This window comes from Protofrankia sp. Cj3, from assembly GCF_917627355.1.
Taxonomy (GTDB): Bacteria; Actinomycetota; Actinomycetes; order Frankiales; family Frankiaceae; genus Protofrankia.
In genome coordinates, this window is the sequence record NZ_CAKJTR010000031.1 from 18,350 (window position 1) to 32,396 (window position 14,047).

Sequence of the window (14,047 nt, forward strand, 5' to 3'; positions counted from 1 at the left end):
GTTGTTCAGCAGTGTCGGTGTTGGCGGTTTTCGTGCTGAAAGGCACGGAAACCGTCCCGGGGCTGGCCGGTGGCCCGCGTGCGGCCGGCAGACTGCTACGCCCCGATCCGCTCGCGGGCCTCACTCATCTGCATCGGACGTACGGCCCGGTCGCGCGGATCTCCTCGCGGCCGATGTCGCTTTACCTCGTGGCGGACCCGGCGGTTATCGCGGACGTCCTCGTCGGGTCGAGCCGGGCATTCGCCCGAGGCGTTGTCCGTCGTGGCTTCGGTTCCCGCCAGACAGTGGTGGAGCCTCTTGCGCTGGTGCTCGGGCGGGGGCTGCTGACCAGCGCGGGGGAGTGGCACCGCAGGCAACGCCGGCTCATGCAGCCGATGTTTCACCGTCAACGGATTTTTGAATACGGGGAGATTTTTGCCGCGACAGCGGACGATCGGGCTGATTCCTGGACGGATGGCCAATATCTTGATCTGCATGACGAGATGATCGAGATGACGCTGGCGATGGTTACCCGAGCCCTGTTCGACGTCGATGTCGACAGTAACGAGGTAGCTGTCATCCGGACAGCTATCAGTGAGAACATGGTGGTCACTCGGAAGGCTGTGCGGGCCGGTTTCGAGACGCTGGAGAGGCTGCCGCTGCCTGGGCCCAGACGCCGCCGTAACGCTCGCCGTGCTCTTGACCGGGTCGTCTACGATCTTATCGAGCGCCGCCGTGCCACTGGGGCGAGCGGGCGGGACCTGCTCTCACTGCTGCTGACAGCCCGCGATGCCGAGACCGGCGAGGGCATGGACGACACGCAGGTCCGCGACGAGATCCTGACTATCATGCTTGCCGGTCACGAAACCACCGCAAACGCGTTGACCTGGACTTTTCATCTGCTCGGAGAGCATCCTGAGATTGCGGCGGCGCTGTATGCCGAACTCGACACCGTCCTGTCCGGCCGGCGGCCAACGGTAGCGGACCTGCCGCGGCTGCCATATGCCGACGCGGTGTTCACCGAGTCAATGCGGCTTTATCCACCGGTGTGGGGCATGGGCCGCTATTTGTTGGAAGACCGTGTCATTGGAGGCTATCGCCTGCCGGCCGGCTCGACGCTGCTTCTCTGCCAGTGGGTCGTCCACCGTGACGAACAGTGGTGGCCGGAGCCGGAGCGTTTTGATCCGGCCCGCTGGCTCGGGGACCGGATCGACCCGGACCGGCCGCGGTATGCCTATTTCCCCTTCGGAGGCGGCCCGCATCAGTGTATCGGCAACAGCTTCGCCCAAACCGAGGGAGTGTTGGCTCTCGCCACGATCTGTCGCCGGTGGGCGTTCGAACCCGCTGTCGGTCTGAAGATCGTACCGCAGCCGCTGGTGACTCTGCGGCCGCGTGACGGTCTACCGATCATTGTCCGGCGGCGCCGCTGATGGGGCGCCGGGGGCCATGCGTCCCGGCGGTAAGAACTGTTCCGGCCATAGGCCTCGCGGCGTGGCCGGGACCGTTCGGCACGCCGGACCGGGTTCCTCGGCGCTTTGCCCGAGGCCGAGCGGACCGGTGATTGTGGCCTTCTGGCACGATCGGGGTATGCGCCGCGGCGCCGGACATATCCTTGAACGGCCACATGTTCTTGACGGGCGACGGCGAGTGAACTCGACGACATCAAGACCAAGGCTGGGGAGCCGGCCACCTGAGTCATTCACGCTGAGATGGGTCCGCGCGCGCCCGCGGACCTCAGAAAACCTAGGAGAATTTATATGAGCCACATTCAGTTTGCCACTCGTGACGCGAGTCCGTGGGTGCCTCATTACATAATGGCGATAGACCGAGAGAAGTGCATCGGGTGCGGTCGTTGCTTCAAGGTGTGCGGTCAGGGTGTACTGAAGCTGATGGGCCTGAACGAAGACGATGAGCTGGTCGATCCTTTCGACGAGGAGCAGGAGATCGAGCGTAAGGTTATGACCATCGAGACTGCCGGTAACTGCATCGGCTGTGCCGCCTGCGTCCGGGTATGTGCGCCGCGCTGTCACACCTACGCGCCGGCGGAAGCGGCCTGACCAGCCGGCGGCTGTCAGCTCGCCGTCGAGATGCGGCCGGATCGGGTGGCTATGCCGGACACCGACAGACACTCGATCCGCCCGCTGGCCGGAACGTCCCGTGCTGGAGGAAGCTAGGTGGGTGACTGTTACCGCATCCACGGATCGACGTATTCCGGATCTGGACGAGGTGTCCCTCAGTCGGCTGGTAAGGTACTGGGAGGCTGCTAATTATCTGACGGTGGCGCAGATCTATCTGCGTACCAATCCGTTGCTGCGTGAGCCGTTGGAGCCAGGGCAGATCAAGCCTCGGCTGCTGGGTCACTGGGGTACGTCCCCGGCGCTGAACCTGGTGTATGCCCAGCTGAACCGGTTGGTACGGGAGACTGGGCAGGATGTGCTGTATGTGGCCGGGCCGGGGCACGGCGGCCCGGCACTGGTCGCCAACACCTATCTGGAAGGCACCTATTCGGAGATCTACCCACAGGTGTCGCGGGACCTGGCGGGCCTGACCCGGCTGGTCCGGCAGTTCTCCACCCCCGGAGGGGTACCGAGCCACGTCTCCGTACCGACGCCAGGGTCGATCCACGAGGGTGGCGAACTCGGCTACGCCCTGGTGCACGCCTTCGGCGCCGCGTTCGACCACCCTGACCTGCTGGTCGCGGCAGTGGTCGGTGATGGTGAAGCCGAGACCGGGCCGTTGGAGGGAAGCTGGAAAGGCATCCGGTTCCTCAACCCGGCCCGTGACGGTGCGGTGCTGCCGATCCTGAACCTCAATCAGTACAAGATTGCGAATCCGACGGTGCTGGGCCGCCTCGACCGGGCCGGGGTGACCGCCTTCTTTGCCGGCCACGGCTATGACGTGGCCTGGGTCGAGGGGAGCGACGCCCACCAGGTCCACCGGGACTTCGCGGCCAGGCTCGCCACCGCTTACAGCCAGATCCGCCGTATCCAGGACGACGCCCGCGCCCCAGGCGCGGTGGTGACCGCCACCCCGCGCTGGCCGATGATCGTGTTACGGACCCCGAAGGGATGGACCGGCCCGAAACAGGTCGATGGGGTGGCGATGGAAGGCACCTTCCGTGCCCATCAGGTGCCGTTGGCGGCTGTTCGGGAGAAGCCGGCCCAGCTGGCTCAGCTGGAGGCGTGGCTGCGTTCCTACCACCCGGACTCGCATTTCGACGCGGACGGGCGGTTGGTCGCCGATCTCGCCGTGCTCGCACCGACCGGCGACAAGCGGCTGGGGGCGACCAGCTACGCTAACGGCGGCCGGCGCGCCGTGGCGCTACGGCTGCCGGATTGGCGTGCCCACGCGATCACGGTCGGTCCAGAAACTCGTGGGAAGGTCATCTACGAAACCACCCGGCCGCTCGGCGACCTGCTCCGCGACGTCTACCGGGACAACCCCACCACCTTCCGGGTGTTCAGCCCGGACGAGCTGACCAGCAACCGGCTCGGTGCCGTCCTCGATGTCACCGACCGCTGCCTGGTCGCCCCGACCGACCCGCACGACGACCGGGTCTCCCCATCCGGCCGGGTCATGGAGGTGCTCTCCGAGCACCTGTGCCAGGGCTGGCTGGAGGCCTACACGCTCACCGGCCGGCACGGCCTGTTCGCCACCTACGAGGCGTTCGCGATGGTTTCCGCCTCCATGCTCATCCAGCACACCAAGTGGCTACAGGAAGCCGCCCGGCTGCCCTGGCGGGCACCGGTACCCAGCCTGAACGTGCTGTTGACCAGCACCTGTTGGCGTAATGACCACAACGGCTTCTCCCACCAGGGCCCGGGGCTCATCGACACCGTCGTCCCCCTGTCCCCTGGCATCGCCCGGATCTGGCTGCCGCCGGACGCCAATACCCTGCTCTCGGTCGCCGATCACTGCCTACGCAGCCGCGACCACGTCAACCTCCTCGTCGCGGACAAACAGCCCCACCTGCAGTACCTCTCCGCGGACGAAGCCGCTGAACACTGTGCCCGCGGCGGCTCGGTCTGGGAATGGGCCGGCAGCGACGGCGGCGAGCACCGCACCGACATCGTCCTCGCCGGGATCGGGGACGTCCCCACCATGGAGATCCTCGCCGCCGCTGACCTGCTGCGTCAGTTCACGCCGGGCCTCACCGTCCGTGTCGTCAATATCGTCGACCTGATGGCCCTGCTTCGCGCGGACCTGCACCCCCATGGCTTCTCCGTTCCGCTGTTCCGCGCCCTGTTTACTGACGAAACCGACGTCGTCGTCGGTTTCCACGGCTACAGCCGCGCGATCCACCAGCTTTTGCACGGCCGGCCCAATCCGCAACGTTTCCACGTCCGCGGCTTCATGGAACAAGGCACCACCACCACCCCGTTCGACATGGTCGTGCGCAACGGTGTCAGCCGTTACCACCTCGCCCGCCTTGCCATCGAGTTCGCCCGCACCACCCCGCGAGGCGCTGACCGGCTCGTCACCCATTGCGAGACCCAGCTCGCCCGTCATCAGGCCCACATCACCGAACATCTCGAGGACCTTCCTGAAGTCCGCGACTGGACCTGGCCGGGCGACCATGGGCGGCCACGCGCACCGCGCATGTAGCGTCTTTGCTTAGAGCGACCGGCAATAGGGAACGCGGCGTCGCGGGGCTGGGGCACGCACCTCGCATCGTTGTCGTCGGTCGCCACCCAATACCTCCGGTGGCTCCCTCCACCGCCTCGCGATGCACGCACCCCAGCCCCACTCCTTGATCCACACCCCTATTGCCGGGCGCTCTTACTGGCAATCAGATGGCCACCGGGACGGCTGGAGCGTCGACCAGGATGAGGAACCAGCCGAGAGTCAGGAGAAGATCGTACTCATGAAAGGCCGGGGCTCCGTCAGCCGAGCTGAGCAGGACCCGGTGGCCGCCGAGCACAATCGCAATCCCGTCCCGGGCGAACAGAACGACGTTGTGCCCGTCGGTCCGGGGAGCGCTGGTTGTATGGGTGACGAAGCCTCGAGCGAAACCCCGCCAGTTGGGTGTGATCCAACGTAGCCAGCGGTCTCCGGTCAGCCTGACGAGGGTGTTCCCGCGTCCTTTTTGGAGCACCGCGAGTACGTCGCCGGTCAACTCGGCAGTGACCCGAAGGCCGCCGTGGCTGCTTTCCACGACCATCAGATGTTTTTGGGCCCTGCATGTCACCCGGCCCTGGGCACGCCATTCTTCCCGCATCCGGATGATTGTCTCGTCGTCAACGTGGAGCGCGAACTGGTCCCCGGTCACGGTGACCGCCCGCCACGCGAATTCTGGCACCATCGCGCAGTCGGAGTGAACTGTCATCATGTTGCCCTCCTGCCGGGTCGTCTCGGGAAGCTCGCCCGTCGGTTCCCATTGAAAGACCAGCTGGTCAGCAGCTGGTCAGGAGCGTGAACGCGGCACCTGGGTGAACGACCGGGGCCGGCTTGGCCCTGGTGGGTGTGACACCGCGCGGGCGATGATGGCTTGACTGGTCGCCTGTTGTCCAGTTTGTGGCTACTCGGCTGTTCGACTCCGTCAAAATACGTAATCGGCCGCGTGGGTGATGCGCGGGCGTGGTCAGGATCTGGTCAGTGCTACCGCTGACACTGCTACCGCTGACGGTGCCGGGGTTGCGTCCTGTCGGACATGCGACTGCACACCCTGCTGGTCACGACTTTGCTTCAAGTTGTCACAGACAGATCCCGCATACTGGTTCATGATGGTATCCGAGGCATTGGGATCACCCAATTGGCGACATGTGTTGTTTTGTGGAACAGGATGACATGGAGTTTCGGGTTCTTGGATCGCTCGAGGTGGTGGGCGAGGCCGGGCAGGTGCCGATCGGTGGTCCGCAGCGCCGCCTGCTGCTCGCGGCTCTGCTCTCCGAGGCGAACCGTCCCATCCCTGACCGGGAGCTGCTGCGAGCCATGCAGGGCGATGACGGTTGGTATGACGAGCGTCGGCGCCAGCTCCTGCATCGGCTTCGGGTGCACATCTTGGATCTTCGACGGGTGCTGGGCCAGTCCAACGGGCAGCCCTTGGCGCGGGGCGCCGGCGGATACGTTCTGCACGTCGGGGCGGAGGAGCTTGACGAGCTGGTTTTCCTCAGCTGGGTGGAACAGGCCCGGCGGCTGCTGGATTCCAAAGACGCGGCGAGTGCCGCCGACCGGATGGACGCGGCATTGGCGCTCTGGCGTGGAGAGCCATTATCAGATCTTGAAACGCGCCCCTTTGTCGAACGTTATGCGGCCCGGTTGCGTGAGCTTCGCCTGTACGCGGAGAAAGAAAGAGCGGCCGCATATCTGGCCGCTGGTCGGCACGGGCCGCTGGTTCCGATCCTGCGGCGGCTGCTCGCCGACAACCCGGCCGACGAACGGCTACAGCTGGATTTGTCGTTGTCCCTCTACCGCGACGGTCGCCGGGAGGATGCCGCCGCTGTCTGCCTGGATGCGTTGCGCCGTTCCCGCGATCTCGGAATCGAACCGACCGCGATCCGGGAAAGGCAGCGCGCGATCCTTGCCGACGAACCGTCCCTGCGCTGGGTCCCGCCAGTTGAACAGGTCGGGCTCGTCGCCGCGGCGCGTCATCCCGTGCCGTATCAGCTTCCCACCGGGACAAGAAACTTCACCGGCCGCGAAAAGGAAGTCGCGGATCTCCTCACCTTGTTCGAAACGGCTGACGTCGGTGCGGAAACAGGCGGCGCGGGCGTGATTGTCTCGGCGATAGCCGGGCAGGCGGGTGTCGGCAAGACGGCGCTCGCCGTTCACGTCGCCCATCGGCTCCGGCCTCGCTTCCCCGACGGCATTCTTTACATAAATCTACAGGCCACGCCCGACTCGCCGGCTGAGCCGTCGACGGTTCTGGTGTCGTTTCTCCTCGGCCTGGGGGTGCCGCGTGAGCAAATAGGAGATGATCATGAAGTGCGTGCGGCGCTGTACCGTTCGACGCTCGACGGCAAGCGGCTGCTCGTCGTCCTGGACAATGCGACGGATGCCGAACAGGTACGTCCGCTGATTCCGGGCGCGGCATCCTGCGGGGTCATTATCACCAGCAGGCGTGCGCTTTCGAGTCTGGACGCGGATCACCTCCTGCTTGACGTCCTCGACTCCGCCGGTGCCGTCACCCTGCTCGCCAAGGTGGCGGGTGCCGCGCGGGTCGAGGCCGAACCCGAGGAGGCCCGCACCATCGTGGCGCTGTGCGGATTTCTGCCGCTGGCGGTACGCATCGCGGGGGCGCGTCTCGAACAGCGGCCGGACACGCACCTCCGCTCGCTGCGTGAGGATCTCCAGGTTGCGCGTTTGAACGTGCTCAGGGTCGGAGATCTTGAAGTGCGGGCCAGCGTCGACCTGAGTTACCGGGAGCTGCCAGCGGCGACCCGGCGAGCGTTCCGTCTGCTGTCCGTGCTGGAGACGGAGGATGTAGGGCCGCTGGCTGCGGCCGCCCTTCTTGATCAGAATGTGCGGCAGGCTTCCGAGCTGCTTGAGGAGCTGGCGGCTGGGCAGCTTCTCGAACGTCGTGCCAGTAATGGAAGCGAGTCTCGGTATCGTTTTCATGATCTGTTGTTGTTGTTTGCGCGTGAGCGCCTTGCGCAGGAGGACAGCCCCGCCGACCGCTCCGCCGCGCTCGAACGGGTCCTGGAGATGTATCTGGCCTGCGCGGAGGAGGCCGCCAAGCGGCTGCACATCGGTATTCCGATCGTCCCACGCCAGTCTGTGCCGCGGTGGCAACCGGCCGAGGACGGAATGATCGAATCCGTTACGGGGCGTCCGATCCAGTGGTTCGACCGCGAGAGCAAGAGCCTGGTCGCTCTCGTCGAACAGGCTGAGGCTGAAGGCTTCGATGAGATGACGTGGCTGCTCAGCGCCGCGCTCGTCGACTTCTTCGAGATCGGCTCGCACTGGTCGTTCTGGCACCGGACCCATGAGGCGGCTCTCGCGGCCACCCGGCGGCAGCGCAGCCAGGTGGCCGAGGCGAACGTGCGCCGCCATCTCGGGCTGCTGCGCCGGTTGCAGGGTGACCGCGCCGGCGCGCGAAGGTTGTTCGAGGCGAGCCTGGCGCTGTTTATCTCGACAGCCTGGCCGATCGGCGAGGCCGCGGCGCGCCGTAACCTGGGCGAACTGGACACAGAAGACGGCAGGATCGATGAGGCTATTGATCATCTTCGTATCGGCAGGAATCTTTTTCGTGACTTCGGTGTGACGTTCGGTGTGGCGCGGACGCTCCAAACCCTCGGTCGGGCCTATCTTGCCGCGGCTCGTCCCGCCGAGTCGTTGTCCTGCCTGGAGGCTGCGGTCGGTTACTGCGAGATGACAAGCAACCAGCTTGCGGTCGAGCGTGCCCGGATGGCCCTCGGCTCCGCCTTCCTGCGAACCGGGCGGGTGGACGACGCCATCGGGATGCTTGGTGCGGCGGAGCGTTTCTTTCAGGCGGAGGGGCATCTGCCGTTGCGGGCCGAGGCGCTGCTGTTGCTGGGTGACGCCCACAGCCGACGGGGTCGTGATCCCGAGGCGTTCGGCTGTTACGACGCCTGCCTGTCCATTTTCCAGGAACGTGGCGACATGCTGAACCAGGCGAGAACCCTTGCCCGCCGGGGCAGGCTGCATTACTGGCGGAAGGACGATCTACAGGCGCGGGCGTCGTGGAGCCAGGCACTGGCATTATTTAATGATCATGATGGTGCGGAGGAGTCCGAGGTCCGTAACTGGTTGATACGCGGCCCGGGTGATCGGCTTGAGCCGGCGACGGAACGTGTCCTCGACCATTTTGATCATGATGGGTTCATTCAGCGGGTTGCGGCGAGTGAGTATGTTGTGCGGATTCTCTCCACCTGGACAGAGCTCCTCGAGGACCGGCTGCGGGATTCCTTTCTCGGTGCGCTTCTGCGCGCCCTTGACCGGGGTGCGTTGGTTCAGATCATGTTGCTGGACCCCGACTCGCCCGCGGACGTCCAGCGCACCCGGGAGATCGGCATGTCGCACGATGTCTCTGGACTGGTCCAGGCGAATCTGCGGTGCCTTCGGAGCTTCGTCGACGGGCTGACCGGCTCGGACCGGGAACACATCGCGGTGCGGGTCTACCGGGCGGCGTCCACCGTCGCGTATTACCGGTCGGACGCCCGCGCGCTGGTCGCGACGCTTCCGATGAGCGACGCATCATCCCGGACCACGCAGTATGAGGTTCCGGTTGATTCGACGTTCGCGCAGTTCGTCGAGCAGCAGTTCACACAGCTGTGGACCGCCGGGAGCCGTCCGTTCGACCTGTGAGGCGGTCTGCGACCGGCACAGGAGACGCGGCGTCGCGGCGCTGGGGCACGCGCCCCAACCGGTTATCCGTCGATCTATCTGTCGATCCGGATCCACACCTGACCGTTATCGATCCGCAGGGGAAGCTGCTCCAGCCGCGCGCCCGGCGCGTTGAGACAGGCGCCGGACCGCGCGTCGTAACAGAAGCCGTGCCGGGGACAGGTGAGGGTGCCCGTGGCCGGGTCCAGCTGGGCCACGTTGATGGGGAGGCCTTGGTGGGCGCAGGTGTCGCGGTAGGCGATCAGCTGATCGTCCATACTTATGATCACTACATCGGCTTCGGCGCCGTCGGCTCGCTCGAGATGTAGCGCGGTGATCTGTTGGCGGGAGAGCTCCATGGTCGTACCGACCGTGACCCAGCCGCCGTCGCGGGTGCGGACGGGACCCAGCGGGATGAGCGTCGGGGGCGGTTCACCCGCGAGCATCACCACCCGCGCGATGGATGCGACCCCGCCGACCAGAGCGTCCTTGACTACTTCACGCAGCGTGACTCCGGTCAGGGCGCGGCTGTTGCAGGTACCGTTCACCCGCAGGAAGGCTGTATCCCCGTCGATCCGGATCAGTTCGACATCCCCGCCGTGGGCACGCAGATAGGGCCGTACCTTGTCGAGCGCGTGCAGCGATTCGGTCACCGGCGTGGGCTGGATGACGTGGTGCATCGAGAAGAGCAGATGCACCAGAGGATCATCCGCGAGTTCGAACAGGAGCTCGCGGCCGCGGGGGTCGGCGCGCAGTTTCCGGACGATGGCGTTGATCCCGCTGCCATGGAGGGCTTCGACGGCGTGGCGGAGCTGCTCGGCTTGTTGCCGCGCGGTGGGTTCCAGGTTCTGGACGGCGGTCGCCGCCTCATCCAGGGCCTCCGACAGCGCGTCGAAGCTGGGTTCGTTCCGCTGCGGCCCGATCGGCCGAGTGCTGCTCATCGTTGGACTCCTAGGTCCTCTGGGGCAGCCGGCCGCATGAAAAGAATTGTGATCGCGTACTCTTTGACCGGCTGGTTCCCCCTCGGCCGGGTCTGGACAAGACCGTGGGTACCTTCTCACGATCCCATAAGGTTGACGGGTCACCGCCGAAATCGGTCGGGCATATGACGGCTGTCACCTGCCGGCCGCCGAGCCGGCCGTCATGCTGGTCACATCGGTCAGTTTCTGGACATTTCATCCCGTAGGTGGCCGGCGGCTCGTTTGCTGGCGTGGTGAACAATTCCGCCGAAGCATGCCGGGCGTGGCGGCCGGCCACCGAGGGGGAAATCACCCCATTGCCGGCCAATATCGGGTGTACCCGAGCCAGTCGCGGCCGCAGTCGTCACGAAAGGCGGTCAAGAGGTTACCCTGTGCTTGAACCGTCCCTCTTGCCGGCCATTGTCGGGGCGAACAGGCTGCATTCCGGGTCGCGCCAGCCCGGTCGGCACCAGCCTGGAGCAGCGTATTGATTAATATTTTTCCGGTCGGACGCAACGGATTCCCGCATGGCCGGTGACCCGTTGATCGAAAACGCCCGTATTCCGTACATTACCCGCTTTGGCCGGCGGCAGTCACTGGGCGCGGCGACCGTTATTTAAATTCTTCCTGGCAGTAGGCAAATCTTTTTGAAAGGTGGCAAGTATGGCTCGCGACGCAGCGCCCGTCGACGCTACCGCGCCGGCTCCCGACGGCTTCGCGCCATGGGTGCCTCGGCCGCGGGTGCCGACGGACGAACCCGCACGACACCGCTGGGACACGTTGGCGGGCGGCCCGGTCGGCGGGCGCCTGGGACCGGTGGCCGGTGCGCTGGTCATTGTGCTGGGCGGGATCTACCTGATCTGGCGCCTGGGCACGCTCGACGGTACGGGCGCGTTCGGTCGCCTCTTCTACGGCGCTGAGTTGATCAGCTACATAACTGTCGCCTGGACGGCAGTGATGATCGGCCGGATGCGCCCGGACAGGGTACGCCACGCCGGGACGCCGGTGGGAACGCTTGATGTGTTCGTGACGGTGTGCGGTGAGCCGGCGTCGATGGTCGAGCGGACGCTGCGTTTCGCCCTGGCGATCGACTACCCGCACCAGACCTACGTTCTCAATGACGGCCGCATCGCCGGCCGGAAGAACTGGCGGGAAATCGACGCGCTCGCCGCACGTCTCGGCATACCGTGCTTCACCCGCGTCGACGGGACCCCGGGAAAGGCCGGTAATCTCAACCACGCGCTGGCCCGCACCAATGGCGACGCGGTTCTGACCCTTGATGCCGATCACCTGGTGGTGCCGGACGTGGGGGAGCGGATAGTCGGTTATCTGCGCGACGCGGCAGTCGGTTTCGTCTGTACTGCCCAGTGTTTTGACACGGGTCGCGCGGATGTCCTGAACAACGCTGATCCCATGCTCTTCCGTTCCATCCAGCCGGCGAAGGACCGTGACAACAGCGCGTTCTCCTGCGGCAACGGGACCCTGTACCGCCGGTCGGCTCTCGAGTCGGCTGGCGGATTCAGCGAATGGAATCTGGTCGAAGATGTGCAGACATCCTACGAACTGCACGCGCGTGGTTGGTCCAGCGTCTACCATGCCCGGCCGATTTCGATCGGGACAGCGCCGGCGACCGCCGCCGTCTACGCCAAGCAGCGTCTGCGATGGGCGATGGACCATATGCGCCTGCTACTTTTCGACAACCCGTTGCGCAAACCAGGCCTGCGGGGCTGGCAGCGGGCGCACTACCTGCACACCAGCCTCAGCCCGCTCCTGACCACAGTCCAGATGGTTTTTCTGGTGGGCCCACCGATGTCTGTGATCTTCCGGATGCGGCTGGTGTCCGGTGCCGCTGAAGAGGCCTACCTGTTCTTCGGCCTGCCCTACCTGCTTAGTTCGATGCTCTTCATTGTCGCCTATGCGGGGGGCAGGCCCGCGGCCCGAACGGTCGCGAGTTCACTGTTCATTGCCCCGCTGTATCTGATCGCGTTCCTGTGGGTTGCGTTCGGTTACCGGCCGCGTTCCTCCGGTACGACCGAGAAAGTGTTCCAGCCGACGATGTCCGTGCTGGTCCTGCCGCAGATTACTTTCGCGCTCACGCTGGTCGCATCGATCATCATCTATGCCTTCGACACGCGCCCCGGTCGTCCGGTGTTCGCGTTGGTGTGGGCTGGGATCATGTTGATGATGCTGGCTGGTCCGCTGTCCGCGGTCAGTGAGCGACGTGCGGCGGTTGAGCGCTGGCAGGTACCGATACGTGGCACGATCATTCTTGCTGTCGCCCTGCTGTCGGCGTTGACGTTCGCCAACTGATCGGGCTGGACCGAATCATCCGCTGGCGTCCTGGGCCTGGTCCGGGCTGGTCCGGACCAGCCCGGACGGAGGGCGGCTGTTGTTGTGAGAACTCGCTGTTGTGAAAACTCGCGAAAGCTTACAAAAGCTCGCAGACGAGCCCGAGTTCCTGCTGGACCGCCGTGCTGAGACTGTCGCAGCCGACGCCGGCCGTACCGAGCTCGACGACGGCCCAGTGGCTGCCCGAATGCCGTAGCAGGGCGGTCGCTGGGTCGGTCTCACCACTGGCTGGCACGACATGGGCAACCGCGACGGTCGGGTCGATCCTGGATACGCGGACGTCGACCACCTGGATGCCGTCCGGGGGAACCTCACCGAGCAACGGGCTCGTCCGTACCGCCCGCGTGATCTGCTCATCAGTGGATGGAGCAGCGCTCCCGACCGGCGCCGTGGCGGCCGATTTGTCTCTTATATCCGTTACATCGGTGGCTGGCACTGTGGCTGGCACTGTGGCTGGAGTGGCCTGGATGTTGGATGGCACCGTAGGTGGCGCCGAGGAGGATGCCGTCAGTGCGTCGGCGGGCATGACAATCACAGCCGCGAGCGCGGTCGCGGCGAAGAGCAGCTGAGAAACTGGCGGGCGGGTCATCCGTGCTGCCCGAGCGGCGGGCCGGATGCGTGACATGCGGTGTGTGCCGTTCCGTGTGTATCTGGTGTTCCGTCGGCGTGTGATGTTCGGTGCGCGCTGGGCTGTCGGACCCCTCCGTTGTCGAGCCATGGAACAGCTCTACCCGTCCTGACGCACGTAACCCATGTAACACATCTGACACCAGGCTGTCGGCTGACCGTAAAGAGGGGGTGATCAGTGGAAGAGTCCCTGTATGCCGGGCTCGGGCCGCCGCTATGGACAACATCACCGTCGAGATGTCAATCACGAGACACCGCTGGACCGACGATTGATCCGCTGTGGTCATGCGCCCATGTTCCAGCTGTTGATCTCAAAAATCTCGAAAGATCGTGCGAAGGAGCCGGCGTCAGCCGAGGAACAGGTATGTGCCGCGAAACAGGCACAGGACGGTGAACACGCCAAAGCCGGCTATCCAGATTATGGCGGGGATGCCAGTGATCTCGGCCATCGCGTCCGCGTCCGAGGACCATGCTCCTTTCCGGTGCGCTCGGTGCAGGTCGAGCACGGACCGTGGCCCGGCCAGCAACAGGAACCAGGTGAGGAAACACGCGAGCGCACTTTGCGTGCCCACCGAGGCCGAATGCAGTACCAGAATGACCACGGTGCCGGTACCGGCGACGATCATTTTTCCGAAGCCGTTTCGGGTGACGAGGAAAAGCGCCGCCAGCGCCAGGAGGGCAAGGAGCAGCGTCGCGGTGATGTGACCGGCATTCAGCAGGGCCGCCGCTCCCAGCCCGAGCCCGGATGATGCGGTGTAACCGGCTGCCAGCATGAGGAATTCGGCGAACCGGTTGCGCCGCCCATATGTGCTTGTGAGGCCTGACGTGTCCGAGAACAGCCATACCCC

At 65.4% G+C, this 14,047-nt stretch carries 9 protein-coding genes; 5 read left to right on the forward strand and 4 right to left on the reverse strand.

Annotated elements, in window-relative coordinates; genetic code table 11:
- Positions 1-32 precede the first annotated feature (32 nt).
- The 3 genes from MJ783_RS06545 (at position 33) to MJ783_RS06555 (ending at position 4,584) form a co-directional block, all read left to right on the forward strand.
- On the forward strand, positions 33-1,409 hold the full coding sequence (locus MJ783_RS06545; RefSeq protein ID WP_239309163.1) for a cytochrome P450: 1,377 nt from the start codon (positions 33-35) through the stop codon (positions 1,407-1,409).
- A 327-nt stretch (positions 1,410-1,736) separates the two neighbouring features.
- Complete coding sequence (fdxB, locus tag MJ783_RS06550; protein ID WP_239309165.1) at positions 1,737-2,036, forward strand: ferredoxin III, nif-specific; 300 nt, start codon at positions 1,737-1,739, stop codon at positions 2,034-2,036.
- A 121-nt stretch (positions 2,037-2,157) separates the two neighbouring features.
- On the forward strand, positions 2,158-4,584 hold the full coding sequence (locus MJ783_RS06555) for a phosphoketolase (protein ID WP_239309167.1): 2,427 nt from the start codon (positions 2,158-2,160) through the stop codon (positions 4,582-4,584).
- Positions 4,585-4,768: 184 nt separating this feature from the next.
- Here MJ783_RS06555 and MJ783_RS06560 read toward each other — a convergent pair whose 3' ends face one another.
- Complete coding sequence (locus MJ783_RS06560; protein ID WP_239309169.1) at positions 4,769-5,308, reverse strand: hypothetical protein; 540 nt, start codon at positions 5,306-5,308, stop codon at positions 4,769-4,771.
- A 458-nt stretch (positions 5,309-5,766) separates the two neighbouring features.
- On the opposite strand from MJ783_RS06560, the gene MJ783_RS06565 reads away from it, so the two are divergent.
- A complete protein-coding gene (locus MJ783_RS06565) occupies positions 5,767-9,246 on the forward strand; it encodes a BTAD domain-containing putative transcriptional regulator (RefSeq protein ID WP_239309171.1) in 3,480 nt (1,159 codons plus the stop codon).
- 74 nt (positions 9,247-9,320) lie between these two features.
- On the opposite strand, the gene MJ783_RS06570 is transcribed toward MJ783_RS06565, so the two are convergent.
- The gene (locus MJ783_RS06570; RefSeq protein ID WP_239309173.1) at positions 9,321-10,205 is read right to left on the reverse strand and encodes a NifU family protein; all 885 of its coding nucleotides are present in this window, start codon (positions 10,203-10,205) and stop codon (positions 9,321-9,323) included.
- Between the two features lie 681 nt (positions 10,206-10,886).
- Between MJ783_RS06570 and MJ783_RS06575 the strand changes: the two genes are divergently transcribed.
- Positions 10,887-12,533 (forward strand): glycosyltransferase, encoded by a 1,647-nt coding sequence (locus MJ783_RS06575; protein WP_239309175.1) that lies wholly within the window; start codon positions 10,887-10,889, stop codon positions 12,531-12,533.
- Positions 12,534-12,651: 118 nt separating this feature from the next.
- Here the strand turns inward: MJ783_RS06575 and MJ783_RS06580 are convergent, their stop codons facing one another.
- Entirely contained in the window at positions 12,652-13,161 is a 510-nt protein-coding gene (locus MJ783_RS06580) for a hypothetical protein (protein WP_239309177.1), read from the reverse strand.
- Between the two features lie 385 nt (positions 13,162-13,546).
- Positions 13,547-14,047 (reverse strand): M50 family metallopeptidase (locus MJ783_RS06585; protein ID WP_239309179.1); only part of this gene is annotated, 501 nt, incomplete at its 5' end.